The sequence below is a fragment of the Vibrio sp. KUL78 genome (assembly GCF_059725505.1).
The window spans coordinates 65,931-92,285 of record NZ_AP045840.1; the positions used below are offsets into that span (position 1 = coordinate 65,931).

The 26,355-nt window shown below is 47.8% G+C and carries 36 protein-coding genes; 10 read left to right on the forward strand and 26 right to left on the reverse strand.

The window, feature by feature from the left end:
• Position 1 precedes the first annotated feature (1 nt).
• From AC6I8Y_RS27395 to AC6I8Y_RS27485, 19 genes are all read right to left on the reverse strand, one after another.
• Positions 2–385 (reverse strand): minor capsid protein, encoded by a 384-nt coding sequence (locus tag AC6I8Y_RS27395; protein WP_498023388.1) that lies wholly within the window; start codon positions 383–385, stop codon positions 2–4.
• The gene (locus AC6I8Y_RS27400; protein WP_498023389.1) at positions 382–924 is read right to left on the reverse strand and encodes a hypothetical protein; all 543 of its coding nucleotides are present in this window, start codon (positions 922–924) and stop codon (positions 382–384) included. The genes AC6I8Y_RS27395 and AC6I8Y_RS27400 overlap by 4 nt, the downstream gene beginning before the upstream one ends.
• Positions 896–1,258, reverse strand: coding sequence for a hypothetical protein (locus AC6I8Y_RS27405; protein WP_498023390.1), 363 nt, complete (start codon positions 1,256–1,258; stop codon positions 896–898). Before AC6I8Y_RS27405 ends, AC6I8Y_RS27400 begins: the two co-directional genes overlap by 29 nt.
• A complete protein-coding gene (locus AC6I8Y_RS27410) occupies positions 1,258–1,968 on the reverse strand; it encodes a hypothetical protein (protein ID WP_498023391.1) in 711 nt (236 codons plus the stop codon). Before AC6I8Y_RS27410 ends, AC6I8Y_RS27405 begins: the two co-directional genes overlap by 1 nt.
• A complete protein-coding gene (locus AC6I8Y_RS27415) occupies positions 1,961–2,752 on the reverse strand; it encodes a hypothetical protein (protein ID WP_498023392.1) in 792 nt (263 codons plus the stop codon). The genes AC6I8Y_RS27410 and AC6I8Y_RS27415 overlap by 8 nt, the downstream gene beginning before the upstream one ends.
• A 3-nt stretch (positions 2,753–2,755) precedes the next feature.
• Positions 2,756–3,283: a hypothetical protein gene (locus tag AC6I8Y_RS27420; RefSeq protein ID WP_498023393.1), complete on the reverse strand. Its 528-nt coding sequence runs from the start codon at positions 3,281–3,283 to the stop codon at positions 2,756–2,758.
• Positions 3,284–3,354: 71 nt separating this feature from the next.
• On the reverse strand, positions 3,355–4,239 hold the full coding sequence (locus tag AC6I8Y_RS27425; protein WP_498023394.1) for a major capsid protein: 885 nt from the start codon (positions 4,237–4,239) through the stop codon (positions 3,355–3,357).
• An 88-nt stretch (positions 4,240–4,327) separates the two neighbouring features.
• Positions 4,328–5,164, reverse strand: a complete 837-nt coding sequence (locus AC6I8Y_RS27430; RefSeq protein ID WP_498023395.1) for a hypothetical protein — start codon at positions 5,162–5,164, stop codon at positions 4,328–4,330.
• A gap of 20 nt (positions 5,165–5,184) precedes the next feature.
• The gene (locus tag AC6I8Y_RS27435; protein ID WP_498023396.1) at positions 5,185–6,747 is read right to left on the reverse strand and encodes a hypothetical protein; all 1,563 of its coding nucleotides are present in this window, start codon (positions 6,745–6,747) and stop codon (positions 5,185–5,187) included.
• A 76-nt stretch (positions 6,748–6,823) separates the two neighbouring features.
• Positions 6,824–8,068 (reverse strand): terminase large subunit domain-containing protein, encoded by a 1,245-nt coding sequence (locus AC6I8Y_RS27440; protein WP_498023397.1) that lies wholly within the window; start codon positions 8,066–8,068, stop codon positions 6,824–6,826.
• Positions 8,068–8,628 (reverse strand): hypothetical protein, encoded by a 561-nt coding sequence (locus tag AC6I8Y_RS27445; RefSeq protein ID WP_498023398.1) that lies wholly within the window; start codon positions 8,626–8,628, stop codon positions 8,068–8,070. The genes AC6I8Y_RS27440 and AC6I8Y_RS27445 overlap by 1 nt, the downstream gene beginning before the upstream one ends.
• 436 nt (positions 8,629–9,064) lie before the next feature.
• Positions 9,065–9,322 (reverse strand): hypothetical protein, encoded by a 258-nt coding sequence (locus AC6I8Y_RS27450; RefSeq protein ID WP_498023399.1) that lies wholly within the window; start codon positions 9,320–9,322, stop codon positions 9,065–9,067.
• Complete coding sequence (locus AC6I8Y_RS27455) at positions 9,322–10,191, reverse strand: hypothetical protein (protein ID WP_498023400.1); 870 nt, start codon at positions 10,189–10,191, stop codon at positions 9,322–9,324. The genes AC6I8Y_RS27450 and AC6I8Y_RS27455 overlap by 1 nt, the downstream gene beginning before the upstream one ends.
• Positions 10,188–10,688: a hypothetical protein gene (locus AC6I8Y_RS27460; RefSeq protein WP_498023401.1), complete on the reverse strand. Its 501-nt coding sequence runs from the start codon at positions 10,686–10,688 to the stop codon at positions 10,188–10,190. The genes AC6I8Y_RS27455 and AC6I8Y_RS27460 overlap by 4 nt, the downstream gene beginning before the upstream one ends.
• Before the next feature lie 3 nt (positions 10,689–10,691).
• Entirely contained in the window at positions 10,692–11,240 is a 549-nt protein-coding gene (locus tag AC6I8Y_RS27465; RefSeq protein ID WP_498023402.1) for a hypothetical protein, read from the reverse strand.
• Between the two features lies 1 nt (position 11,241).
• Positions 11,242–11,913, reverse strand: coding sequence for an ATP-binding cassette domain-containing protein (locus tag AC6I8Y_RS27470; protein WP_498023403.1), 672 nt, complete (start codon positions 11,911–11,913; stop codon positions 11,242–11,244).
• Positions 11,906–12,373, reverse strand: coding sequence for a hypothetical protein (locus tag AC6I8Y_RS27475; RefSeq protein ID WP_498023404.1), 468 nt, complete (start codon positions 12,371–12,373; stop codon positions 11,906–11,908). Before AC6I8Y_RS27475 ends, AC6I8Y_RS27470 begins: the two co-directional genes overlap by 8 nt.
• Positions 12,366–13,046: a ParB/Srx family N-terminal domain-containing protein gene (locus tag AC6I8Y_RS27480; protein WP_498023405.1), complete on the reverse strand. Its 681-nt coding sequence runs from the start codon at positions 13,044–13,046 to the stop codon at positions 12,366–12,368. Before AC6I8Y_RS27480 ends, AC6I8Y_RS27475 begins: the two co-directional genes overlap by 8 nt.
• Positions 13,047–13,054: 8 nt before the next feature.
• Complete coding sequence (locus AC6I8Y_RS27485) at positions 13,055–13,804, reverse strand: ParB/RepB/Spo0J family partition protein (RefSeq protein WP_498023406.1); 750 nt, start codon at positions 13,802–13,804, stop codon at positions 13,055–13,057.
• A 101-nt stretch (positions 13,805–13,905) separates the two neighbouring features.
• Here AC6I8Y_RS27485 and AC6I8Y_RS27490 point away from each other — a divergent pair, with 101 nt between their 5' ends.
• From AC6I8Y_RS27490 to AC6I8Y_RS27525, 8 genes are read left to right on the forward strand one after another with little or no spacing between them, the layout of a single operon-like run.
• Positions 13,906–15,591: a DEAD/DEAH box helicase family protein gene (locus AC6I8Y_RS27490; protein ID WP_498023407.1), complete on the forward strand. Its 1,686-nt coding sequence runs from the start codon at positions 13,906–13,908 to the stop codon at positions 15,589–15,591.
• Positions 15,592–15,615: 24 nt separating this feature from the next.
• On the forward strand, positions 15,616–15,918 hold the full coding sequence (locus tag AC6I8Y_RS27495) for a hypothetical protein (RefSeq protein ID WP_498023408.1): 303 nt from the start codon (positions 15,616–15,618) through the stop codon (positions 15,916–15,918).
• Positions 15,919–15,933: 15 nt separating this feature from the next.
• The gene (locus AC6I8Y_RS27500; RefSeq protein ID WP_498023409.1) at positions 15,934–16,188 is read left to right on the forward strand and encodes a hypothetical protein; all 255 of its coding nucleotides are present in this window, start codon (positions 15,934–15,936) and stop codon (positions 16,186–16,188) included.
• Positions 16,185–17,171, forward strand: a complete 987-nt coding sequence (locus tag AC6I8Y_RS27505) for a hypothetical protein (protein ID WP_498023410.1) — start codon at positions 16,185–16,187, stop codon at positions 17,169–17,171. Before AC6I8Y_RS27500 ends, AC6I8Y_RS27505 begins: the two co-directional genes overlap by 4 nt.
• Positions 17,164–17,421 (forward strand): hypothetical protein, encoded by a 258-nt coding sequence (locus AC6I8Y_RS27510; RefSeq protein ID WP_498023411.1) that lies wholly within the window; start codon positions 17,164–17,166, stop codon positions 17,419–17,421. Before AC6I8Y_RS27505 ends, AC6I8Y_RS27510 begins: the two co-directional genes overlap by 8 nt.
• 35 nt (positions 17,422–17,456) lie before the next feature.
• A complete protein-coding gene (locus AC6I8Y_RS27515) occupies positions 17,457–18,029 on the forward strand; it encodes a hypothetical protein (protein WP_498023412.1) in 573 nt (190 codons plus the stop codon).
• Complete coding sequence (locus AC6I8Y_RS27520; protein WP_498023413.1) at positions 17,989–18,402, forward strand: D-Ala-D-Ala carboxypeptidase family metallohydrolase; 414 nt, start codon at positions 17,989–17,991, stop codon at positions 18,400–18,402. The genes AC6I8Y_RS27515 and AC6I8Y_RS27520 overlap by 41 nt, the downstream gene beginning before the upstream one ends.
• 1 nt (position 18,403) lies before the next feature.
• Positions 18,404–18,634, forward strand: a complete 231-nt coding sequence (locus tag AC6I8Y_RS27525) for an Acb2/Tad1 domain-containing protein (RefSeq protein WP_498023414.1) — start codon at positions 18,404–18,406, stop codon at positions 18,632–18,634.
• Here AC6I8Y_RS27525 and AC6I8Y_RS27530 read toward each other — a convergent pair.
• Both AC6I8Y_RS27530 and AC6I8Y_RS27535 read right to left on the reverse strand, forming a co-directional pair.
• Positions 18,631–19,038, reverse strand: a complete 408-nt coding sequence (locus AC6I8Y_RS27530; RefSeq protein ID WP_498023415.1) for a hypothetical protein — start codon at positions 19,036–19,038, stop codon at positions 18,631–18,633. The two genes, AC6I8Y_RS27525 and AC6I8Y_RS27530, sit on opposite strands and share 4 nt — an antisense overlap.
• A gap of 976 nt (positions 19,039–20,014) precedes the next feature.
• Positions 20,015–20,833: a PhoH family protein gene (locus AC6I8Y_RS27535; RefSeq protein WP_498023416.1), complete on the reverse strand. Its 819-nt coding sequence runs from the start codon at positions 20,831–20,833 to the stop codon at positions 20,015–20,017.
• 607 nt (positions 20,834–21,440) lie between these two features.
• Here AC6I8Y_RS27535 and AC6I8Y_RS27540 point away from each other — a divergent pair.
• Together AC6I8Y_RS27540 and AC6I8Y_RS27545 are read left to right on the forward strand one after the other, a co-directional pair.
• Positions 21,441–21,722, forward strand: coding sequence for a BrxR family helix-turn-helix transcriptional regulator (locus AC6I8Y_RS27540; protein ID WP_498023417.1), 282 nt, complete (start codon positions 21,441–21,443; stop codon positions 21,720–21,722).
• Positions 21,723–21,733: 11 nt separating this feature from the next.
• Positions 21,734–22,372: a tyrosine-type recombinase/integrase gene (locus AC6I8Y_RS27545; protein WP_498023418.1), complete on the forward strand. Its 639-nt coding sequence runs from the start codon at positions 21,734–21,736 to the stop codon at positions 22,370–22,372.
• A gap of 283 nt (positions 22,373–22,655) precedes the next feature.
• On the opposite strand, the gene AC6I8Y_RS27550 is transcribed toward AC6I8Y_RS27545, so the two are convergent.
• The 5 genes from AC6I8Y_RS27550 to AC6I8Y_RS27570 form a co-directional block, all read right to left on the reverse strand.
• A complete protein-coding gene (locus tag AC6I8Y_RS27550) occupies positions 22,656–22,907 on the reverse strand; it encodes a hypothetical protein (protein ID WP_498023419.1) in 252 nt (83 codons plus the stop codon).
• Positions 22,908–22,914: 7 nt separating this feature from the next.
• The gene (locus AC6I8Y_RS27555) at positions 22,915–23,598 is read right to left on the reverse strand and encodes an HU family DNA-binding protein (RefSeq protein ID WP_498023420.1); all 684 of its coding nucleotides are present in this window, start codon (positions 23,596–23,598) and stop codon (positions 22,915–22,917) included.
• A 12-nt stretch (positions 23,599–23,610) separates the two neighbouring features.
• The gene (locus tag AC6I8Y_RS27560) at positions 23,611–24,336 is read right to left on the reverse strand and encodes a hypothetical protein (protein WP_498023421.1); all 726 of its coding nucleotides are present in this window, start codon (positions 24,334–24,336) and stop codon (positions 23,611–23,613) included.
• A 524-nt stretch (positions 24,337–24,860) separates the two neighbouring features.
• A complete protein-coding gene (locus tag AC6I8Y_RS27565; RefSeq protein ID WP_498023422.1) occupies positions 24,861–25,058 on the reverse strand; it encodes a hypothetical protein in 198 nt (65 codons plus the stop codon).
• 50 nt (positions 25,059–25,108) lie between these two features.
• The gene (locus AC6I8Y_RS27570; protein ID WP_498023423.1) at positions 25,109–25,783 is read right to left on the reverse strand and encodes a hypothetical protein; all 675 of its coding nucleotides are present in this window, start codon (positions 25,781–25,783) and stop codon (positions 25,109–25,111) included.
• Positions 25,784–26,355: the final 572 nt, after the last annotated feature.

Genomic DNA, 26,355 nt, shown 5'->3' on the forward strand with positions numbered 1-26,355 from the left:
CTTATTCTCCAACTACAAAGGTTAATTGAAAGGCAAGAAGCCACTCAACGTAGCCGCCTTCATTGCGCCCAAAGCTCTGTGGGAGCATTTCAGGCTTAGAAATTAGTAATGTGTATTTGCCAAAGGTTTTCCCCTGACCCCTAATCAACTTGAAGACCTGATCGCTCAAGTCTTCCCCTTCCGACGAGCTAACCCGTCGAACCGTGATATTCAATGAGCCGCGATAGTAGTCGTCAGCTTCCGTGTGCTGCATAAAGCCTTCTGTGTCCTCGAACAGCAAAATGCCTTCCACGTCGTCGCTCATTTGGTTTACAAAAATGTCTTCGCCGGTCGTGCCCAACCCTTCACTTGCAAGGTAGTCAGCCAGCTCGGTCAAAATCGTCATTTCAGCTCCTTAGCCACCGCTTTGCGCATCTCTTCAACAAGCGGCAATCGATAGTGATTCATGGCGCGTGTTAAATAGAGCCTGCCCACAAAGTGCCCTGAGTTATTGGGAAACTTGCTTAGTCGCTTTTGACCCTTCGGCGGAGTTCGATTGGCTTTCGCTCGCGAATAAACATCATTGCCCTGCTTGTCCTTGCCACGAATTGAGTACTTCCCATCGTGCATGTAACCTGCGTACTTAGAGATCAATGTCACCTTGCCTTTTTTCGTTCGCTTCGCGCCTCGCTTGATGCGTACCGTGAACGTTAAGCGTCCATTGATCCCGTTGCTCTTCTCTTCCACTTGCCAGTTGTTGATGTTGCCAAGTGCGCCTGTCTCTTCTGGCGCAAACCAAGTCGCTCGCTGTCTTACCTTCTCTGCGTACAGTCTCATGACCTTGACGCAGGCTTTATTCGAGCGCTGAGCAAGGTTCATCATCTTGGATTGAACGCGCCCAATTTGGCGCTCAATGCTAACTTGTTGGCTGTTTGACTGTGCCACACTCAACTTCCCAATGATGCAGGCGGCCGACAATGTCCATGCGCTCATGAACCTTGTTAATGATCAGCGGCTCATTCCCATCCAACGTGATCATGTCGCCCTTCTTTGGCTGACTGAACTTGTCCATGATGATGCGCGTGTCTGCTTGACGCTCATCAGCACGACCTCTACTTGCGGAGCTGTCAGCACGAACCGTACTGCTGCCTAAATTCTCTCGCATGTAAATAGGCGCCCAACCAAAAGACGACCCTTGTGTCTTGTAAACGCGATCGCCATAGACGTCTTTCTTTTCAACCTCAAACAGCAACCCCGTTCTTCGTAGCGGAATAAACATCACTCACCTCGCTTAATTTTGATGATGGCTTCGCTTTGCGGGTGAAGCTCACTCGTTGGAATCGACTCAAGCTCAAAGGTCATTCCGTGTCTGCGATGATCAGGCTGATAGAGCTCAAACGTGGTGAATCCCAACTCTGCAGCCGCTTGCAGATACGTCATATGCGACAATTCAGAGAGGAACTGAGCCAACTTGAGATAAAGTGCCCAACTGGTTCGCGATGCTCGACCCTGACGGTCGTAGCTGTAGGTTTTCAAAATGCGACCACGATTGCGCTCACGAATACGAATGCGAGCAGAATTCGGGTTCGACCGGTATGCCGTCACGAGAAGGGTGTACTGACTCATCAGATCTTTCGCTAGGCGAGTCCCTTCCAAGGCGGCTTTAATGAATTCTTGTTTGACCGACTCATCAATCTCATCGAGATCGACAGTTGTCACAATGATGTTTGGCGCTTTGATTTTCGCGTCAGAGTACGCACGTAAGCGCGCCTCACGAGCAATCTGTGTTGCGACTGACTGAAGCTGATTGGACAGCTCTGTGTAGCTCTGAAGCGAGATTTGCGTAGCTCGACCCTTAAAGCGTTTCAACTCGCCAATCGTCATTGCGTTTGCTCCATCCAAATACAGATGAAGTGCACCATTGAGCGCGTTAACACACACCTCATAGCTGCCCAATAGCGACTTAGCGGATTGAATGGCTTTAGACACGAGTGAGCCTCCGATTGTATTGAACGTAGCGACCGATGTATTTCAGCGCATGCTTCGATACCGACAGTTCAAGTGGCTTACTGGTGCGAAAGAACTGTTTCACTTCGCCTACCGTGTACGACATCACCCCTTTTGAGCGCAGATCTTCATTACCATCACCACCTAGCAAAAACTCAGCTTCTGCCATCTGTGCGTATTGGAAGTTTCGTTTGATGTCTTCTTGAATGACGATCCAGTCTTCTTTGGTAAGCTGAAGCGTTGTCCAGTAGCTCTCGCCCTGCTCTGTCAGCATGGGTAAACCTGTCGAATCAATCAGCGCATTGGTTGATAGCTCTAAGCTGCCAATGTTGCGATAAGCCGCAATCAGTGCTGATCGCTTCTGCTCATCGGGGGCTGAGTTAAGCGCAACGAACGTTGGAAACTCTGGCATTAAGCGCAGTGCTTCAAGAAAGGTCACGAACGAGTTGGTGCCAGGTTCACACATGACCTCTTCTTCCAAGAAAAAGTAGGTGCTTGTGACAATGGTCTTCTCGTCAGAAACAAGGCTCACCTTTAGCTCGCGAACCTCAGACTTCATGTTGTTGGTAATGGTGCAGTGCTGCGCTTCGACAGACACCGTCACCACTTCATCATCAGCAGAAGGCGTGACCGTGCCGGTTACCACTGTGTCGTACTGCTCATCGAACATCACCCACTCGACACTTGTGACAGTGATTGGCTCCCCTGATACATCAATCAGAGGAACAGTGAAGTCAATGGCTTGTCCAGATAGGTGTCGTTCCATACGTTAGCCCTGCTTTTGGAGCAAGCGCTCGATAAGTTCTGGAATGGACTTGCCTTTCACATCGTATTGCTTGCCGATCTTACGCAGTCCTTTTAGGCCGCTGCTGTCAGCAACGCTCTCTAGGTAGTCGCGAGTCAGTACGGTGGTCGGCTCGGTTAGCTCTTCGCTGTCGGACGTATCCGCAGAGTCACTATCCGTTTCATCGCTATCTGTCAGCTCAGACTCATCCACGACTTTCGTAGGAGTCTTTTCCCCTGATCGTGAAGCAATGTAATTCTTATGAACCTCATCGACTGCAGCGTCAGGCATCGGGACTTGACCGGGAATCACCTCAAAGATGGGCTCGACCTGACCGTCCTTCAGACCGACTGCTTCGCAGCGAAAACCAATGGCAGCAAGTTGCTCTGCCTCATTTCGAAAGAGCTTACGAACAGATACTCCGTCCTTAAACTCATAAGCGCCGATGACGCCTGTGTGCAGCATCATTTCGCCAAGTAGTCGAACGTAAAACTCGATAAAGCTAAATTGCATGGTAAATATCTCCTCGTAAATCCTAAAAAGGGAGGGCGAACCCTCCCTTTGATCAATCACTTGATTGGGCCTTAAATCTTAACGTCACCGATTTTCGCCAGAGACAGTGTCGATTTAAGCGCTAGACCTGTGTACATCTTCATTCGAGTACGGGTCGCATCTTTGTTCTGAACAGTGCCCAGATCTTCGATAGCAAAGCCCGCAGGGTGGCTGTTCGCGAACAGACCGTGTACACCGTTTGCTTCGTCCAGGTGAAGCGCGAAGATGTCAGACTTCTTGCCACCTGAGATGTCAGTCGTTTTGATGTATTCGTTCTGGATGATTGGTGTACCATCGTGCGCCAGAATCTGACGACCGAAGTTTGGTAGCTGAATCATGCCGCCCGTGTTACCACCGAACGTACGCATTAGCTGCTTGTACTTACGGTAGTGCTCTGGACGCATCATGATGACGTCTGCGCCTGTTTTCACAGCCGCTGTCAGTTCATCAAGCATGTTCAGATCAAGCACTGCTTCACCACCTGCTAGAGTTTGATCAGCAGTGACCAGCTCTTGAAGACCATCGAACTGTTTGTTCGCTTGAAGACCGTTGACGATTGCGTCTTTGTACTGGTTTCGCATGCCTTTTAGCTTCGATTGGATCTGAGTAGCTTTTTGGCTATTCATGTCCGACATCGTGCCGTCTAGGAATTTATCCACGTCAACGTCGCCGATTAGGATACGTAGACGAGTGGTGACTTCGTCGAACTCTGAAGCACCTTCTTGCACTTCTTCGTTCGGATCTAACCAATCACCTTGCGCCAGTGTTTTTTCTCGGTCATAGTCATACGACTTACCTGATGTACCTACGAACGGCAACAGTGCAAAAAGTTCTTCTTTATCAATGAACTCTTCGATGATGCCGCGCACCAAATCTTCTTGTGAAAGCTTCTCAGCTTCTGCTCGTAAAAGTGGCATAGTTTAGCTCCTAAGTTATACCATTTAATATAATTAGCGCCTAATGTGTTAAGCGCTTACTTAAGAAGCCCAATCAAAAAAATCCGCGTTAGCTTTTTGTCTTGTTTAGCGCATGACTGATGCGATCAATGCCCGAACCAACTTCAGTGCCTTCTTGTCCCTTACCATCTTTGGTACCAGAACCAGAGCCATTGACTTTGCTCTTAAACATTGTGTCTGCGTCAGCCTGCCCTTCAAGGATTTGCTTAAGCGAATCATCGAATGAAAGCGGCTTCCCTTCTGCGTTGACAATTGGTGCGCGACCTTCGACACCTTTCGGTTTGTCGTAACCAATTACATCGCCAGTTTCGTTTGGCTCGAAGTGCGCACCGAATAGGGAACGAACACGAGCAGGGGTCATCACGCCAACCAAGTCGTCGCGAATGACTTTTGAATTTCCAAATGCGGCACCAACTGTTAGCTCTTCGATCTGAGATAGCTGTTGTTTGCCTACCGACTCTAATTCTTGATATTTCGTGTCTTTAGCTTCGAGTTCTGCCTTGTGCTTCTCAACCATCTGAGCAACGATGCCATCGTGCTCTTTCTGCTTGTTAGCCAATAGCTCTTCGTACTTGCCTTCACTGGCAAGACGCTCTTGCTCGGCTTTTTTACGCTCAGCTTCCGCAGACTCTTCGGCTTCCACGAGTTTTGCGTAACGGTCTAAATCAATGCCTTCGAACTTGCTTGCCGCGTCCTCTAGCTCTTTGATTCGCCCTTTCTTTTTCATGACTTCTTTTAGAAGATTGGCGTTTTCGGCTTTGTAATCGGTGTTGTCTTCATCACCTTTACCACCTTGTTCGCCGCCTTCTGAACCACCTGCGCCACCACCTTCGGTGCCGTCTGATGCAGGAGCCATGTATTTCAAGAATTGATTTCGATATTTCATAGTTAGTGCCTCTTTCTTGGCTAGTCTTGACCGGTATCTTGGTCTGTTTCGGTATCCGCATCTTTGCTCAACTGATCAGGGTTGCTCGCAGATGTGGATGATGTTTTGCCAAACGCCAAACCGATTTGTTCGGTTAGGTCGTCTGCCATAGAGTTGATAGAGTCGATTAGCTCGGCTCTGTCTTTTTCAGGAATGAACGGATACAGCTTGTCCAGTACTTGTCTTAACTGGTAGCGCTTCAGTTCAATCGGTGTAGTCAGCGATTCTAGGCGAGAAGAAATGTCCATCTCGTCATGCAAACCGCGAGTATCAAAGTCTGTGGGCCAAGTGATTAACGTGCGTCGACCACTTTCATTGGTCTTAAACGTGTAGTTGTCGTTGCCGTGATATCGCATCACCAGATCAACGAGTCGATACTCAGCAACCTCAAGCCCTTTTGATTTGCTCACCAACAGAGAATTCACACGCTCAAAGTCGTAGGCTTTCGCGACACCACTTGAGTTGTCGATGCCTTGTGCGTTGTCCTGTTTGGTTCGCTCTCCATTCACCCCAACCACAACGTAGATTTCGTTAATGATTTGACGAATAGAGGTAATGATAAGTTCTGCCTGCTTAGGGTCTGGCGATAAGAAGAAAGGCGCGCCACCCTCAGAGTCATAAGTAAAAATGCGTTTGGTACCCGCTTCGATCACCTTCGTATGACCGTCTTCACCTGGCAACAAACCTTGCGCTGGAATCGCCAATTGGCTGAAGGTCTGATCTTGAATAATGGCGTCCAAGTTCGACAGATAGTTGGCACACGTTCTATCGAGGTACGCCACATCACCAATCATTGATGGTGAGTGATACAGCTCTTCGGATTCCATATGATCGACAGGGAAGACAGGCACAATGCCTAAGTCATGCGAGCCACTGTCGCTCAGCTTGAAAATGGGTTTTACATTGGCTTTACGCTGTGGGTTCTCTTCCGTAAATAAGAACCATTGATTGCGCGTCCATAGACGATAGCGGCTGTAGACTATGTTCGATGTTGAGGTTGGGTCTTCGTCATCACGCGCTGTTTCGCGGATCAGAATCCAGTTCAGCTCCTCGTCATCATCAAAAGACATATCCAACACATTTTGCGGCAGTACTGAGTAGGAGTAGACCTGCGCTTTTGCTTCCGCTTTACTCTCACCCTCGCCTCGTCTGACTGCATCAACCACGACCCAGATGCGACCAACAATCGAACTGCGTTTGGACAGAAAGCGCATGTAGGAGTCGATGTCTTTACCGCCTCTTGTCGCTTTATCCCAAAACTCAGCCACTTCTCTTGGCGCATCCTCTCGATTACGTCGAACCACTCCCTTGAAGACGTACTTGTTCACTAAGTCCACGACTTCGCGTGTGTGGTTGAATCGATAAGCGCGAGCCACACGATCTTTAAATTCGTTATCCCCTTCTTTGAGGTATTTAAAGATGTGCTTTTCAAACCAAGCTCGACCTCCTGTATAGGTCTCAAGCAAAAACTCCCAATGTTCTACCATTAGGTTGTATGTTGGGTGACGACGAGAAATCATCTGCCCAATTTGCTTTTTTGACACTTTAGAAAAGTCCAACAGGATCGCCTCGTTTGGTTATTTACCTTATATAGTATTAAGTACTTACTTAAGAATCAACTTAAATTGAGTATCCAGCGATCTTGATCTTGCGCATTGGGAACTCTCTTTCGATGTAATAGCCCAGTGCATCGGTAACGTGCTCGACGCTCAAAGCCTTGTTAATGTCTCTCGAACCCTCTTTGTACATGGTCTGCTCAAAGGATCTAACTACATGTTTACACTGAGGAGAAACCTCAACCCCTACCGTACCATCTGCGGTCATCAGCTTGCGGTTTACCGCGTTCACACGATCATCGATCGCAGGGTGTTTGCGGCGATATTTGATGCGTTTAAATCCGTGTTCTCTTAACACATCTAATGACGTTTCACCCCTCGCATGCTGCCTTGCTTTGCCCGCAGGGTCGGGATAAATCGTCGTTTGGTCTAAATAGCGCCAGTATCGTCGCGCCAATTCTTCCGCTGCTTCGTCCACGTTCGAGTTGAACTGCACAATCTCATCGACTATCCAAATCTTTCCATCGTCTTGCTCTTGCATGACGACCAACGACATTGGGTCGATGTTAAAGTCCATACCGACAGCGATAGGTAATTTCGGGTTGAACTTCACGTGGTCTTTCACATGTCGTTCGCGATCGAATGGGTAGTAAACACGACCTGATACGTTTAAGAAGGACGCTTCGAATTCCTGCTGGAAGGTTCGAGGGTCCATATCTTTTCGTGCTTGCTCGATCTCGTGCTCTGGGATGAATGGGGAGGCGATGGTTGGGAACTGCCACGATGCCCATTGTGGCTTGTCTGGGTCTTGTCCAGAGATGTAGGCATCGTAGAGCAAGTTATACGACTTCGGCGTACCAATGAACAGCGCATGACCGCCCGTTGTTGCTAAGGTTGGTCGAATACACTCTTCCCACACCTCTTTTCGCATGTCCTGATACTCATCGAGCACCACGTAGTCCAGACCGACACCACGCAATGAATCGGGGTTATCTGCGCCTTTGCACGAAATCTCAGTGCCGTTTTTTAGATCAAGCGTGAGTTCGGTTTCATTGGGCTTCTTCGCCAACCAGTTCTTAGGGATGGAGTTTTTCAGCTCCTTCCACATGATTTGCTTTGCCATCCTAAAGGACGGGGCAATATACCAAATGCGTCGATTCTTGCCTTTGGTGGCTTCCGTGATCATTCGTACAAGGCAAAGGTGAGATTTACCAAAACGACGACCGGCTACCACGCATTTGAATCGCGCTTTGTGTCTAGCGATTTCAGCCTGTGCAGGGTGAAGACTAAGCGATACCGTTTTGCTCATTATTCATCACCGCCCTCTTCGAGCACACCCATTTCTTTGGCTTGCTCTTTTTGACCGTCACGAATTTCAGCGATCTCGTCTTCCAACATCTCACGAACTTCCAGTGTTGGTAGCTCATCGTTGTCTTCATCAGAAATGCCAAGCACTTCGTATTGCGCATCACGGGTCAGCTTCAGCGTTTCCGCCATCAGCTTGTAGGCTTTGAGATTGTTTGTGGCCACCGAGATAGGTCGGTCTTCTCGCTCAGCATCAATGATTTCACGTGTGATCCGCTTATCAATGGTGGCTGCAAGCGTGTATTGGCGTTCTTTCGTCTCACGGATGCGCTGAGTCGTAATATCGACTTCTTCGGATGCATCATCAGCAATACGCTTTTCAACGGCTTCTTTCACTTTCGCGGCTGCCACGCCCTTCTCAATGCCTTTTTCTTTCATATGACGCTGGATCGTGGCTTTGTGGACGCCAAACTCTTCGCCAATCTTATCGAGGCTATACTCCCCCGATTCGTACATGGCTTCGGCTCGAATCCAATCCCGCGTCGTCATTCGCTTCTTTGTCATCACTCACCTCAAATTCTTTTCTGCGGATCATCATACCGCAATAAATATCTTAAGTAAGTGATTACTTAAGAATGAAAAGCTTTTAAACCCTTACGATATAAGGATTCATGAATCATCACTTTTCCGAAAAGCGTGATTACTGAATTTTTGAAGAGAGGATTCCGAGATTCACTAGACTATTTTCCGCACTCATTTTATGTCCAAAACAAGGCGTTTTCTGTGTCCTTTCCGCAGTCATTTTGGACTCAAAAAGGCACGATTTTTCATCACTATCCGCAGGCTCACTACCCGCTCAGTTTTTCACATTGTTTTCATACACTTACACAATATCATCACTTTTTGCTCGTTCTACTATATATAACACTCTAAAAGATCTCTTTTTTATACTTATTATTTTGTGAAAATCGCGGAAAGTGATGATGAGTTCCCCACACGGTTATTTGTTTACTTTCAGCGCTTCGTAACCCAAACCTGTCGCGCGGTAAACCATGCGTTTTTTTCCACGTCGAGTTTCACGAGGCGCTTTCTCTATCACTTCGTGCTGAATCATTCTGCGGAGAGTGAACTGAATTGCGGGTTTGGTGACATCGTAGTCCACTTTCTCGATCAGCTGATCTAAGTCGACAAGTGAGCCGTCGTCGTTGCGCTTCACGATGACCTCTAGGATCATCAACATTCGATAAGTTAATTCCATTATTGCTCCAAAGGTTCGTCGGTCGCCTGCTTATCGAACGCAAGCAAAGGCAGTTGTTTTGGCAAAACGCGCTTGTGATCAGGATTCTGATACAGCGCATACACGGTGTGTCCGAAGATGAGTTGGTTCAGCTCGCGAAGCACTTGCTTCATGGACATGTCATTCATCACATCCTCAAGCGTTCGACCCAATTTCGACCCCGTCTTCTCGCGTGAGCTGTTCTTGTAATAGAACTCGGCACAGTCTCGATGGATCATTTGCTGCACACTTTTCGGCTGACGATCATATTCATCCAGCAATGCGAGTTGGTCGGCAGGGTGTGATTCGAACTGCGATCGCAAAAACTTCACGCCTGAATCGTAAGCGGCGGCTCGCTTCAAAGGCGCTCGTTTGAATCCTGCTTTCGTGTCGAAGGGGTTGTATTTCGCCATTGAGCTGACGATCTCGATATATCGCATGCCTGACATTCGACAGAGCAGATTCATGAACCGATAGCTCACGCCTGTTCCGCGATACATGGTGGACGTCACGATACGCCCGACTCGTCGCATGTTGTCATTGAGCCAACGAGGACGATGCTTGTTCGTTAAGGTTGTGTCACCACCTGGCTTAAGCATGGGCAACACATCATGACGAGGGGCAAGCAGCAGCGACACGGTACTCAGAACGCACACCGCAACAAGCTCACCGTTCGAGATGCGTCGGCATCGATAGAAGTGCGGCGCAGGTGGCAGCGACTCTGCTTTGTAGTGCAGGTGATGTAGCTTATCCCAATCGTCTTTGGTGCCACGTTCAACAACCATGTCATCGAGCAAGGAGAACAGCTGATCGCTATTCACCTCGTGGCGAGTCACAGTGATCTCGTTCATTCATCGTCCCTCACAGGCTTTGAGGCGCCAAAGAAGAACGTCACAATCCCGCCAATCACAGTGCCGAGCAGGAATCCAAGGATTGTGTCGGCAAAGCGTGTGCTTGCTTCAGGAATGGGAAGAAACGTAATGGCTGCAAAATACAACATCGAGCTGATGGACATGAACCATGCGTACCAATAGATGAACTGGCGAGCCACTGGATCTTTTGCGTGTTTAACCACTTCCACTTGCTGCTCTCTCGCATGCTGCTTATCGGCGAGGTACATCTGATCAAATTCCAGCCGCTTGTTCTCCATCGACAAGATGAAATCGTTTCGTGCCGCAGGGTCATTCATGATCTGACCAACCGCGGATTCTACAGTCGATTGTCCAGATACCGCTTTCGCCACATTACCGATGGCCACCGCTGCCTCTTCTGCTTTGCTGCCCCCAATCCACTTGCTGATTTGTGGAACAAGCGCTGCTAACGCGCTTACTGCCGTAATGATCGCCATAGTCTATGCTCCCTTCGCGCTGTATTGCGCTGTGTTGCGTTTAATCGTTGAATGAGCATCACGACGAATGCGACACGCTTTGGGCGTCTCAGAATCGCTGACAACGCTTTCAGATTGAGCCTCGCTGTTTACTTTGCTCTTGTTTTTCTGCATATCTTTGATTGCAGCGCGAAGTGACGTGGCAATGTAGCCCTGCAGGTACGCACCTGGCTCTTGCTCCGTCGCATTGATGTTCGCGCCAATGCCAGTCAAGATGTTCACGGTTGCGTGAAAGCACTCATGCCAAATGACTTCTTCTTGAAATGCCTTAGGGGTAGTGGCGTCGATGAAGATAAGTTCAAACGAGCCTTTTTGATCCACCATAGGCACGCAAAAGCCGTTCGCTTGCTTACACTCTTCGACAATGTTGAGCCACTGAATCTTCTCGTCAAACAGCTCCTCTGACATCGTCTTAAAACCTTCCAAGTCGCCATAGAAAGCAATGATGCGACGAAAGTACATCGGCACGTTTACTTCCATGAAAAAGTTCATAACCGGTTTCTTAGCTGCCATATCAATACTCCTCTAGCATTTCGCGATCCGAATAAGAAACGCGGATTTGATCGGCGTATTTCTTATCAATCGTCAGGGTAGGTTTTAGGTCCCAAAGTAAGTCTTTGTGTGTCGTGGCAACCGCCAGTGTGACGTTGTGGCGCTGACACAGCTTTCGAACCGCAAAGGCGACGACTTTGGCGGTCGTGCGATCGAGAACTGCACCAAACTCATCAGCGATCAGCACTTCAGCGCCCATCGCAATCAATTTGGCAATCTTAAAGCGGTAGCGCTGCCCATCTGAGAGCTCCGAAGGCTTACGAATGAACAAATACGCATCATTAAGCCCCGCTTGCGACAGAAGCTTACAGGCGTCTTCAGTCGTTCTGCCCAACTGCTCGATGAGCGGTCGCTCTTCAAGCTCAACTTCATCCAAGATGCCAACCTGCAGACGATATTGGTTGCGATACTGCTTCGCGAGTTCACGCAGGAGAACCGACTTGCCCGAACCTGATTGCCCCGTGATGTAGATGCAATCGCCTTGTCGAGTGGCAAACTTGAAGTTGTCGTAAACCACAAACTCTTTGTCGTCCATGCCCAAACCAAACGACTCACCGATATCGAGCACACGCTTGGTACGCTCTACAGAGGTATTGAATCGAACATCAACGTGATGATGAAATGTCTCAACCATTGTCAGCCTCCTTAAACAAGGCTTTGAGTCCTTGATGCACATACACCTCATGCTTGATGAGCGTGTTAAACGCATCGTGATACGCCAATTCGCGCTGCTCTTCTTTCGAATCGCCAATGCCGTTGTCCACACCAGAGATCTTGCGACCGTCCGTCAGCGTCAACACACAAATCGTCAGCTCGCCCGTGTTCATGTAGTCCTGCTCAACAATCATTGCATCGACCGTAACAGGGTCTACTTCATCGGGAACCGGTTGGATGTGCTGCTCAAACTGCTCTTGAGTCTGAATGCCCACCGCTACGCCATCTTCAAAAATCAGGTAGTCATCTGCCTTACCGACCTGCACAGACTTCAATTGATAGACCTGACCATCTTCGGTTTGGTAATAGCCTGAGTTCACGCCCGTTCGGACAATCTTCTTCGCTTGAATGGGCTGCGGTTTGGTTACGTATCTACTCATAAAGCACCTTCTCTGCATGCTCTAGCAATGCAGCCTTTGGATCCTTACCCTCAGAAGTAATGCTGGCGAGGAATCGCTTCAGCTTGAGGCTTTCTGACGAGGTCACTTTCTTAAAGCCAAAGACTTTCTCAAGCGTGACCGTTGCCTTATCCGCCTCTTCAATCGCAGAATCGGTATCCGAAGACTCTGGACCCTCTTCTGATAGGTCATCCGTAACCAATTCGAGATCGGTCATGAGCAAATCGTCATCCAATGCGCCCAAGTCTGTGGTCAGAAACTCCAGCTCTTTATCATCAAAGCCCAGAGCCAACAGAGAGGACTCGTCCTCTTTTTGAAGCCATCGCAGCTCTTCTTGCAGCAAGTTGGTGTCCATGTCACCTTCAGCCACTTTGTTGTCTGCGATTCGAAGCGCGGCGGCCTCTCTCTTGGTGAGGTCGTAACGCACCTTAACCGGCACGGTTTCCCAACCCAGTTTTTGCAGTGCCAGATGGCGACCGTGACCTGTGATGATGTCACCGTTCGGCTCAACGTTAGGGATGTTGACCAGACCGTGCTCTTTGATGGAAAGCGCGATTTTCTCTACCTGCTCTTTGGTATGGATCTTCGCGTTGTTTTTGTAGGGCTTGAGCTTATCAATGCCCCACTCTTCGGTTGTTGCTTTCTTGGCGGCCATAAGCGTCCTTAGTCCAGATCAAGTTCCATTTCTAAAAGCGCATCTACGCTTTCATCGAATTCCGTGTCCGACTCTTCGCTGTCCAACCCTGCGCGCTCGCGATAATCTCGGATAAGCCATGTCAGCGCATCACCTGACTTCACTTGTGCATCCGAGTCTTCAATGTCTTGCTCGCGCATGATTTGTTCAAGGGTGTCTTTCACCATGTCGGCGTTTTCAACATCGACTTTGAACTTCATTGGTTGGTGTGTTTTCAGCTCAGGGGAAGAGGTGGGGGCAATCTCGTCATCGACGTAGTCCAACTCATCCAACTCATCGAGCGTGTCCATCTCTAGCGAGACATCACTGGTCATCAACGTGGCTAGATCGTCTTCGGTGTAGGTCATGTAAGACGCCAGCTCTTCAGCCGTGCCTAGCTCTTCCAAAAGACTCGAGAGTTTGCCAACGTCGTCCTCGCCATAGCGTGAGTTGTCGAGCAAAAGGATCTTCTTCGCTTGCTTGTCAGAGATGACGCCTAAGTTAAGAACAGGCACCTGCTCTAAACCGATTTCGATGGATAGATCGCTGCGGTGTTCACCTCCAACAATCTCTTTGGTACCATCTTCTAGCTCACGAACGAGGATGGGTTTAACGTGTCCGTTCTCCTCTAAGCTCTTCTTCAGCTTAGCCTCGGCCTCTGCTGTTAACTCATTGGGATTCCACGGATTTTTCTTCAGAGTTCGTGGGTCTTCATAGGAAAATTGTAAGTTTTTACTCATAGTGTGTTATCTTATACAAGTGAATGAATTGATACGTTTAAAATCTTAAGTAAGTACTTAATAGGTTACAGAATAACCCTAGTGTAAGGTTTCATCAAATAATGTCGATCTTGAAAATTGCCGCTAACCCCGTACACGCGAAACTCATCGACCCACCGAGAGAAGCAAGGCTGCTTGTCAGTGAACTTCTGTCGTATGCGGTTGAGGGCAGCGAATTCATGACGAAACGCCCAGGTTGGGACGGGAACTCATCGTTCTTTTCGTTTCGAACAAACAGCTTCCCCGCAGGCTTTTTGCCTCGCGTTCAATCGCTGCTTAAGAAACACGGGTACATGCCTCACATCATCAAAAAGCCGCGCCCTGAGCCTTTGGGTCCAGAGCTGCCTATGGTTGATGCGTTTGGTCATGGGGATGAGCGATACAGCTATCAGATGGAAACCGTTCGCAAGCTTGAGAAGTTTGGGATGGGCATTGCGCAGGTCGCGACCGGTGGTGGTAAAAGTCGTATTGCTCGACTCGCTTACGCACGTATCAAACGCAAAACTCTGTTTCTCACCACACGAAGCGCTCTGATGTATCAGTTCCGTGATGACTGCGTTGAATCTTTTGGGGCGAGTGAGGTGGGCATTGTCGGAGATAGTGAGTGGGACGCAGACAAACCGCTTGTATGCGGCATGGTTCAAACGCTTGCTCAGCGACTAACTACGCACACCGCTGATGAGTTGATGGAGCAGCATCTACTTCGCCAAAAAGAGCGCGAAGACAAAGAGCTGACCACCCTCAAAGCACGACAAGCTAAGAAGAAAGTTAAGACCGCCATTCGCTTAAAAGAGATCGAAGCACTGAAGAGCGATCAAATCGCTCGTCGCACCCCTGACGCTGTTCTGTTGAACAACATTTCAGAGAAGATGCAAAAGCAGCGAGAGCAGCGCAAAGAGACGCTTGAATTGCTCCGTGAGTTTGAGTTTGTCATTGCAGAAGAAGCGCACGAAGCAGGTGGTAATGGTTACTTTGATGTGATGAGTGCCTGCAACAAGGCAAGCTACCGATTGGCGTTAACTGCTACGCCATTCATGCGAGGCGATGCTGAATCCAACATGCGTCTGATGGGCTGTTCGGGCGGCATCATGATCAAGATTACCGAGAAGCAGCTTATCGATTTAGGGATCTTGGCGACGCCAAAATTCATGATTGTATCGACGCCTTCTCCTAAGGGGCTTTTTAAAGGCTCTGGCTACGACAAAGCGTACAGAGTGGGCATTGTTGAAAATGAGCATCGTAACAAGCGAATCGTCGCGGAGTGTGTTCGCATGTCGCGCTTTGGTTTGACGTCGATGATTCTTGTTCAACGAGTCAATCACGGCAAGCTGCTGAAGCAATACCTAGAGCGTCTCGGTCTGAAAGTCCGATTCATTAAAGGAGAAGACAAACAGGACGCTCGCAAACACGCTCTGGCTCAGCTTGGCACTCATGAGATTGATGTGCTGATTGGTACCAACATTCTCGATGTGGGTGTGGATGTGCCGTCCGTTGGGTTCATTGCATTGGCAGGAGGGGGTAAAGCAGAGGTGTCGAATAGGCAGCGCATCGGTCGTGGCTTACGTGCCAAGAAGTCTGGACCCAATATCTGTTTCGTCTTGGACTTCACCGATGAGCATAACAAACACCTGCGATCTCATGCTATTCAGCGCAAGGAAATCATCACCAAGACCCCGGGCTTTGCCGAGAATTTACTGGAGCCAGGTACAACTTGGAATCCAGCCAAATACGGCTTTACACGAGTTTAATTTTAGCTGTTTCGGAGGAAAGTAATGGCAACAGTACCTAAACGAATCACCGTCGAACTGACGGACAGTCAACACGAATTCATCACTAAGCGAACCAAGTCTTACAGCCTCACTCAAGCCGAGGTGGTTGGTTTGATGGTCGATGTGATGATTGCCCAACCGAAAGCGCTAGAACCTCATCTTGAGCGCATGAGCAAACGCAAGGCGTTGGAGGCTCAGCGACAGAAAGACATGGAGCGCAAAGCGCAGCGATTGGTGAATTCACTCACACCAGAGCAGCAGGAGAAATTACTCTCAGGCAAGCTCGATTTAAGCAAACTATTGTAACCAAGGGGATACATAATGACCGTAACCACACGCACTATAACTGTAGATTCTTCCGACTACGTGGCTATCACGCAAGAAGCAACTGGCTCGTTCATCAACCGCTCAACCACTAATGTCGTTACGTTGCAAGGCTCGACGAAACCCGACGCCACGGCTTCTGGTGACCCGATTCAGGTAGGCAAGCGCTATCACTACGATTTGGCAGATGGTGAGATCGTCTATGCGAAAACACTGTTTGGTGAGGCAGAGATTGGAGTAACGCCACAATGATTTATGAGTTTGACGATTCAGGCTTTTCAGAGGGGTATGGCAAGCCTAAACGCCTATCCGATCTGACCGAGCCGAAGCGTTTGGTTTATGAGTTTGATGGCATTGATGATTTCATTCAAATCCCAGAAGTCGTGGTCGCTCACGATCAAGGGGTGATTGAGTTCGACATCATCGAAACCAACTCCGACTCGTCTGAGCGCATGCTTGCGTATGGCGCAAGATACGACACTCAGATCATCATGAAAGGGAACAACGTCATCATGCGTCACAACGGAAGCGGGGCTGTGTTCTACAGTGTCTTTCCTGATGTGCCGTTTGAAGGGACGCTTCGAATTCGCATGTCTAATGGCACTGCGGTTCTTTATTGGAATGGTGAGTTGGTCACCTCCAAGCGTCTTTACACTGACGAAACGCCTATTCATCTTGATCGCATCTCTAACGCAAGTAAGTCTGGCACCTTTGTCATCATGAACTTCATGATCGATGAGGGCGAGGAGTATTACTTCCCTGTCGATGATGGTTACACCGAGAGCGGCATCATTCGTAACGCCGCGGTTAATCGTAATCCTGATGGCAGCAACCTTGTCATCAATGGTGAATTCGATTCGGACGTTTCGTCGTGGGTGGGTGACTCCATCACACAAGATGGCGGCCGTGCTCGCTTCGTCAATGACATTGCGTATCAAACAGCAACACAAACGCTGTCGGTCGAAGAAGGTTGCATCTATCGCGTGTCCTGCGACATCGAGCAAGCAATTGGGGCTACATGTGCTTTGGAAGCGTCAGGAAAGCTCTCGCTGTCGAACGATGGCTTTAATGAGGGCTACTTCTTCGCTGACGCTGCCACAATCGATATTTCGATGGTGGGTGATGCAACGATTGGCGATGCAGCGCTGTTCGACAACATTGTGGTGCACAAGGTAGACGATGGCTTTGCCGTGAACCTCAATGAAGAGCGATGGAAGGAGAAATTCAGTGTATAGAATCATTTCGTTTGAGGAGTACAACGCCAGTATCGAAGTGCAGGGGCGCACTGTCTATACCAATCCATTGAGAAACCAATACCCCAACGCTCGCGTGAGTCTCGATCAAAAAGAAGTGATCGTAACGCATACTGGACCCGATGACGGGAACTGCATGACTCGCGAGCAGGCATTAGATTACATCTTAGAGAACTGGCCACAGCCGCCTGAAGAGCCTGTGGTAGAGCTCGATGACCCTGATGCAACTTGATAACGTAGATTAACAATCAACAGTAATAGAGTTTTATGAAATTCGCCGTCCTTAGCTTTGTGGAACCTAGTGAAGCGCTCAAGCGTGTCATCGTTAAAGCCTCGTCCGTGTTGAGTCAACGAGCCACTTTAGCGACAACACCTGACAGCGTCATGAATATGACGTTTTATAAGGTCTATCGAGGCAACAAGGAATTGTATAGCGAAGAAAGTATCCCTGAGAGCGGTTATCCAGTGTACGTTAACCCGACATTTGGCAACCTTCGAAAGCTAGGTATGAAGCAGGTGAGTGGCTTCCACAAATTAACACCTCACCGGAAGTCCCTGGCGTACTCTACCCTCGCCTGCCTGTATGGGCTGGAAGGCAAAGAGTCCATCAATCCGTTCGTTACTACGAAATTCATCGTGACATTCTCCGAACCTGAGTCGTCTCGCCATGACGATCAGCAGTTTTGCTTAGCCATAGCGAGGCGGCTCGGGTTCAAAATTATTGATTTGGCTGACAAGCAAGGTCGCAAAACGTTTGCTGCGGTTTTGAAGAAACTGTCGGTCACCGGTCAGGAGAGTAATGATGATCGAACCCATTCAAGAGAACTTCACCGCCGATGAACTGCGCTGCAAGTGCTCCAAGTGTAAAAAGCAGTTCCCAAACCAATGCAACCCGTCGTCTTTAGATCGGCTGCAGCGCGTCCGTGACCGATTCTTTGCAGCGACCGGCAAGGGCTTGTCCTTAACCTCCGCGCATCGCTGTCTTAACCACCCTTCAGAGCAAGCGAAGGTGAAGAAATACGGTCTTAGCTACACAGGTGGGCGCCACGTTAAGGGCTACGCCTTTGACATCAAGATTGGTTGGGGTCATGAGCGCATGCTGCTCATTCAAATCGCTATCGAAGAAGGGTTTAAAGGCTTTGGCTTTGCAGACTCGTTCCTTCACATTGACGACGATCCTGCACGTACTAAGTTCGCCAGTTGGAGTTACTGATATGGATAATCAGCACCGCAAAATCACAGGGTATCGCGATCTGTCTCAGGCAGAGATCGATCTAATGAACCAAATCAAAGCACACGGAGAGCAAACCAAGCAGCTTCTTACCGAGTTGATGATTCAAGCCAATACACCCGAGTCTCGTCGTGACCTTGAGTTCGCACAGAAGGACTTGCAGGCAGGGCAAATGTGGATGACACGCAGCGTAGCGAAGCCAGACAGCTTCTAAGCGCGACGAAATGGCACTACGTTGCTCTCATTCCTCTTTGGTGGGTTAGTCGGTCTTGTGGCTTCACGAGTCATTAGCCCACCGTCATCAAGCAGCAAATACACCCCTCGCTCATTCTCTTCAAAGACGCCAATGCAATAGTGGCTGCTATCCACGAACTCAGCGCGAGCAAAGTCGTCCTTGTAGAAGGCAGCGACATTCCACACTTTGACGAACTGCACGGGGATCAGTGAGCCTTTGTAATCGCTGTACTGTCGAAAGCCCTTAAACTCAAAGCGATCGGTCGAGCCGTCAGCACCAATCACCTCAACTGTATTGCCGCAGATTGACTTGTGACCGTCTACTACTCCCCTTTCGTTGAGCGTGACCGTGTTGTAATGAAAGCGAATTCTGATGGATGGCATAGGGTAAACACATGTATAGAAACACAGTAATTATGACCTTTATTGTGGGTGGGATCAATGATTGTAGAGTTGAGAGATCCCCTTGAATGACACGTGGTTACATTAATGCTAATGGATGCGTCCATTAGCATTAAGAAAGCAATCAAACCGAGGTTTTCGTTCTTAATGGGTTGCGCTACTTCTCTGTCGTAACTGATTATTCCCAAATTCTTATTCTCCTAATTACCTCTGTAGTCACCAAAGCGAGGTAAACATGAAGAAACTACCAATTGATATCAATCGACTTAGAAAGTACGTCCGAGCTATCCGCGAACTGATGAATCTGATCAGAGACCTTTGTGAATTATGGACGAACATCTCCTAACGGCACTACACCCTAACTCAGCATTAAAACTCGTTTCAGAATATATTGGGACTTACAACTATCGGTTTGGTTTTGTTCGATCTAGATGAAGCGGATCTCCCTATCGAACTAAAAGTGGACGATAGCTGCATAAGAGACTTGTATTCAAAAGGCTTGATGCTTAAGGTATTTACCAGAGCGAAAAACTGTGATGTTAGCCTGTCGAATCGGGCAAAAGTTTACTACAAAACACGTAGTTACTGACTTCGGGGTTTATAATGTCTTTGCGCTCTATACAGTGAAGATCGCGATGTGGTTTATTTGAAAACCGCGTCCTAAAGACTCTGTCTCAGGGTTGCTCTTCTCGGGAACGGTGAAGTTCAAACGGTGATAGAATAGAAAAGGCTCACTGGATGCAACCAATGAGCCTCTCAATATAGGAGAACTAATGAAAGAGTATTTGAATGAATTTGTACCAATCATCGTGCCATTAATCGTTGCATGCACTGCGTTTATTAATGCGCTAACCCACTTCATACGCAGTTTGCGTAAGTAACCCCTAAGATTGGGATGGCGGCAACCATCTCAATCTTCTTTTGTTACTATACACGATCTTACCCGCTTGTCTCCATTCTATGCGGCAATCTTGAGCTTGTTTCGAATTTTAATGTAGTCCTTCACGAACTCATCACGAATGATATCGTCCTCAGTGAACTCAACAATGCCAGCTCGGCCGATCTCCTGCATACCTTCCACAATCTGCATCCACTGAGAAAGCCCTGACTGCTCTTTACGTGTGGTGACATAGTCCTGAACAAAGTCACCTACTGCCAACATCTTGCAGTCTTTACCGCGACGAGTGGTGATGAGATCCAACTCTTTGAAGGTGTAGTTCTGGATTTCGTCCAAAACAATCACAGAATTCTTGTACGTTAGCCCCTGTTCGTGGCTTGTAGAGTGAAATTTGATGTATCCGTTGGCCTTTAGCAGCGCATAAGCGTCGTCACGACCGCAGATTTCATTGACGATACCCATAAAAGGACGCTCGTAAGGCGCAGCTTTCTCTTCCGCAGTGCCAGGTAAGTGTCCGTCATCTCGCACGGCTACGGTTGTTCTCACAAGAATGATCTGCTCAAAAGGCAGAGACGGATTGAACAAATCTTTGAGCGCTAGGTACACCGCTCTGAACGTTTTACCTGTACCTGCACAGCCAACACCGACCGTCAAATCATTGGCAAAATACGTTTCGTCAAAGTCCTGATGCACCTCTCTAAGTGAATCAAAATGACTCACAGTAATGTGTGTTTTTTCCACGTTACTGCCTTTGCTTTTGTCATGGTTACGATGCTTTTTGGACGCGAAATCGACGTTAGAGTTACGCGAATTGCGGCGCTCTTTTCTGCGTTCTGCCTTGCGTTGCTTTCTTCGTTGAATGCGATCTTGATTAGCCATACTGATACCTCAAATACAAAAAAGCCCCGCAGCACAAGGGCTACGAGGCGGTTTCATTGCAGGCAAAGTGCGCTGAGACAGGGACATGCTCCAATGACATCTCATACTGGCTCCCATACAGCCTCACCTCGCCTGCAAAATACTTAAGTAGTTACTTAATACTAACAGGTTGAAATCTTATTTCACATATTTAATACCAACTTTTCATTCATATCTTCGGATTACAACACTACCGACAATATCGATATCATTTAAAATTTTCTTCTTTGTTTTTATGTTGTTAGCATGCTAACAATCAATATTGCAATCATGCTTGCGTGTAATAAGTCCAACACTATGCGCACATTAAGTTGCATCAATAACAAGTTAAGGACTGCTTATAATAGTATTCGTGAGCATGTTACAAGCTCGGTTTTTGAGCAGTTTTTGGTAAAAATGAGAATGAGCGAGAATCCAGTTTTCACGAGGCTTAGGTAAAAAAGCCAATGAAAATGAGAGTGTTACGGCGTCACGTACTGGCAAATAAATGTATAAGAATGTATATTCTTATTCATTATGCTGTTAACCTTTGATCAATAACGCTTAATAGGTGAATGAAGGAATCGTCATGTCGCGATCGCTATTGGACACGCACATTTATCGGCTCATTGATGCCAAATTGATGACTCAAGGCTCGGTCACCACCAAAGAGATTTGTCTCATTCTCGATCTGAGTCGCCAGAAAGTAAGTCGCCTGTTTACCAAGTATCAAGAGACCTGCCCTAACAACATGTCGCACAACCTCAAACTTAAGCGTTACGTTCGTGGCGAAGATTTTAAAGCACACTATCTTGTTAGTTACGATGCCCAAACCTACTTGGACGCGATCAGCGTTGTCTTTCACGAATAGCAGGAGGCCTTATGGCTGAAGTAAGAAAACGAGGCAGACAGAAAGGACAAGCTGGCAAGCAGGGGCAGGCTCCTATCCCTACCCGCGATCAAGCTGTGCAGATCATCGACTCATGCACTGGCACTCGGCACGAACTGAGAGACAAGGCATTGCTGACCGCATTCTTCACAATGGGGCTTCGACCTAAAGAGGCTGCATCACTGAAGCTGGAAGATGTCTACGACTTCGAGCGCGACCGGCTATTTGATACCGTGATACTCAAACGTGGGTACACCAAGCGTGGCATCATTCGAAAGATCCCAATTGGCTCTGCTATGCAGCAAACTCACCTACTCGGCTACATTCGTGCTCGTAAAGAGAAAGGCGTTCGCTTTCGTGAAGGACAGGCACTCTTTCTGTCACAGAAGGGCGATCACTTCACCTCTTCGTCACTGACTCGCATCATGAACACCATCATTGAGAAGCGCTGCGGTATTCGAGGTGGAACAGGGTATTGTGGTCGTCGCTTCTTTGGTACCACCATGTATCAGGCAGGCGAAGGAATGAAGACGATTCAGGAATTGATGGGTCATAAACATCTAAGCACGACGGCTATCTACACCGTGTCGTCAGATGAACAGAAGCGAGAGGCGGTGTCAAAACTGCTTTAATGTGTGAATATCACATGCTATTATCAGTGTGCAAGGGAGATTCCGACCAGTGCATAACGATTCCTAGAAAGCGCCATATCATTGATGTGGCGTATTTTTTTGCCAAAAATCCACGATAAAACACGACTTTAAGTAAACGCTTAAAAACAACTTGCCATACAATAAGCCTTAGCTTAATATCATTCTTGTCACGTTAGTTCTATAACGAACTGAATAGAGAGCCAGGTAGGGATATGCCTGGCTATTTTTTTGCCTAAAGAAAAGGGAGCATCAGCTCCCTTTTTTAGTCCAACTTTTCTTGATAGTCCGTCAGCAAGATGTTTTGCCGCTTGTAGCTAAACTCTCCGTGTCCCACTTCATTAAGCACCGATTCACCATTAGCAATTACACCATCGACATACTCACCAACCTGCTCTTGAGAGCGATCTAAGTCCGTGGTCGCAATGAACCTCAGTGCCACTTGGCTATTGCGAAGCTGGTTCGCCAGTAACAACACCTGACTTTCAAGCTGAGCGATGCGTTTGGGCTTATTCATCTCATCTCTAGGCATTGGCAAGCTTCTCATCTAAGGCACGACGCAGCGCGACACTCTCTTTAAAGGACGTTCGGATGACTGCGTCTTTCCCCGTCTTCACAAGACGCTCACCGGTCGCAGGATTCACCACAAGCTGTTCGCCATCTCTCATAGGGCGATGGTTCTTGAATCGACCCATACCGCGTAGTTCGATAGGCAACTCTTTCTCTCTTGCCTCTTGGAATAGCGCATTGAAGCTACGAACCGTCCCGTCTGCTAACTTACGAAGTATCACTGTGGCGCCCAAAACCGCCTTAGGGTCACTACGACGAGAGAAGGCACTGCGTAGCACCGCATTTAGCAACTGTTCATTGTCTGCCAGAGCCTTAATCATGTCCGTCTCGCTCAAGACTTCAATGCCCTCACGGTTACCCATTGAGAGTGTGCCCACCGTAAACGACACAGTGAGGCGGTCAGGCATCGGCATCGTCTCTTTCGTCTTCAGGTTTCGAACAGGACGCCCACCCTTCTTCAAGTATGGGACCAACTTGCCCACGTTCTTAAAGCGAATGGCTTTCCCTTCAATCAAGGTATTGGTCATCAAGTCCAAATACGCTTGAACTACAGTGCGACACAGATTCGGTGAGCATTCAGATAGCTCATCGATAGACTTAACTCGGTCAACAATTGTCCCTTTGATAATCTTAGTCATGGTCTTCTCTCGTTACTGTTTCTTAGCTTCAGCGCGGAACTGCTTAAGAAGCTGGTTCTGAGCTGTCACAGAAGGTTCGCGCAACGCCCCTGATTCGTCATAAGGGTTGCACATATAAATCTCATCATTCTCTTGGTCGTATGAGCAGATGATTTGCATACCGCACTCGTGATGCCACCATGCCCCAATCTTCACAGTGGAATCGGTGGTGATGTCGTCTCGTTGAATCACATCAGCATGCAGGAACGGGATGATGCGCTCTTGGCCATGCATCCATACCCCTAGCTTTTGGTCTTCCAAACGCTGCTTCACGCGCTTACTCTCACGGCGCTCATTACGTAGCTCCCCTTCAAGTCGAGCGATCTTCTTATTCAGCTCAGCCAAACGAGCCTTCTGCTCTTTATTGGTCTTCTCTAGCTTCTTAGGGTTGAGCGCTCGGAATGCTTTAAGGTCTGACTTCACGGTGCTGAGTTCGGACTCAAGCTGAGTAATGGTCGAGGTGGACTTGTGCGTCACTTCTTTGAGGTCATTGAGTAATTCGTTCATCTTGGCTTGCTGCTTTTTCACTAGCTCGGTCAGCTCAGTCACGGTCTGTTGCAGCGCATCACGCTCTTTGCCAAGCGCAACATGGTCATCATTCAGTTGATTGAATTCCTGAGTATCGAGGTTGTAGTTCTCTACCAATGCAGGTATCACCTCATCACACATTTTCAATAATTGTCTTAGTTGAGCTTCCATGTCTTTGCCTCTTGTCACTTGGCGACCGTGTGCGGTCGCTGAATCTATGGCAATGACTATAAAGGGATTTTTGGCTCGTTGCAATATGGTATTAAGCACTTACTTAATCTAACCATAGAACCAACAAGTATAAGGGTCACTGAGGTCAGGTGGTCTACGGGTCATCGAGTCGCTTGGTCACCTTAGTATAAGGGCAAAGATTCCAAGGTTGGCGGCGGCTAAATATAAGGGTCGCTTCTATCCGTCGGCACTCGATAACGCTCCCCTCCTAGTATTCGCGATTTTTCTAGGACTATTCGATTTTCACGCTCGTTTTGATTTAGCGCGTGTCGTCTCATACGCTCTAGAATCGATTGTAAGCGTTCATTCTATCTTATGAGTATCATTTATTATCTGAGCACGTTTAACGCTGTCAGCGTGCGCGACGTTTACGATTTGATGCATTGAAGCGCATCATCAGAATTGCATTTTCTACAGACACAAAAAAGCGCTCATAGTGAGCGCTCGTTTTCAGGTGGGCAAAATCAGATCACGGAATATTGATCTATCAGATCCGCCACCATCAATTTAACATCTTGCAAAGTGGTATTTGGTTGGATGCGCTGATCAAGATCCATTGTAAAGAATTCATTAACAACACTGTCAGAGATGTTAATGGCTAGATGTTCGCCACAAGGCGCAATAAACAGGTGATTTGATTCGCGGGTAATGTGTGTAAGCATTGGAGGACTCCAGAAGAGAGAGCGCGATTTCTCGCGCTCTGGTAGGTGGGTTATGAGTAAGGATTAGCAACTTTCTTGCTGCTGGTTAGCTCGCGCATTTTCTGAATTAATGGATGGTCGTTATTGATCTCCACATATCGACCTTCACCGCTACCATGCACCGTACCCAGATTGTATTTTTTGAAGAATCCGAGAATGTAACCCGCTTGTGTGAATGTGTCGTCATTCTTAAGCGCTTTAAGGTATCCCGCGCTGAATGTTTTGTCGTTATCGTTGACCGCTTCCATCATCGCAAATACTGAGCTATGAACCTTCGTAATACGCGAGAATTTAGGGTTTACTTTTTTAGCCGCTTCATTCAGTGCGTCCATGTTTGGCGCGCTAGTCTCCTGAGCGATTACAGAACACAAACCGATGAGGTACTTTTTGTGCTCGCGGCTTGCTGACTTAACCACGTTGCCAGCGTCTAAAGATGGGTTAACCATTTTCATAATGCGCATTTCGTTAGCACGTAAACCAGATAGGTAGCTGTCGTGTTTAGCGTGAGTCTCTGCACGCATGCCAGATTCACCTAGACGCTCACGGCGTGAACTGGTTTCGGTGATCTTCTCGTTTTCCTGAGAACGTTTAGTAAACATCTCCTGAGAGAATGTAAGACCGTCAATTGCGCTGTCTGCTAGTGCTTTAAGAAATGATTTGTTAGTGTTCTTATTTGAGTTAGTCATAATGACTCCTTATGTATATGTGATTTATGTTTTTTGATTTTCTGCGTCTCGTTGTTGCGAGAACAATTTAATAATAAGCGATGACTTAAGATTCACAATATAAAAACACTGATTTTAGTGTTTTTGATTGTTTTGTGTGATTTGTATCACAACTACAGACCTGCAATTGTAATCTCACTCACTGATTTTAGTGACCGATCGCACACTTTTCAGGCGACTGATATGTGATATCGGTCACACTTCATCGCTGCAAATATGTGATTCACATCACTATTTTTATTACTTAGTGTGATCTAGGTCACTGTCACTTTTGACGTCAATTCGTGTCACTCAGCACATAATTAAGTTAACGCTTATTAAGCATACACTTATACAAGCAATCACTAATTCAATGAATCGCTGATTTAGCATTGTCTAATGATGCGTTTCACTTAATAAGCAATCTCTAATGTGACGGTGCTCACTCTGGTTTTAGATTTTTCTCGCCGTGGCGTCCCGTGGCATTCCGAGGCGCCCTGACGCTCCCGCCCAGACCCAATCGTTTCGGTCCCTGTTATATAAAATTTTGCCTA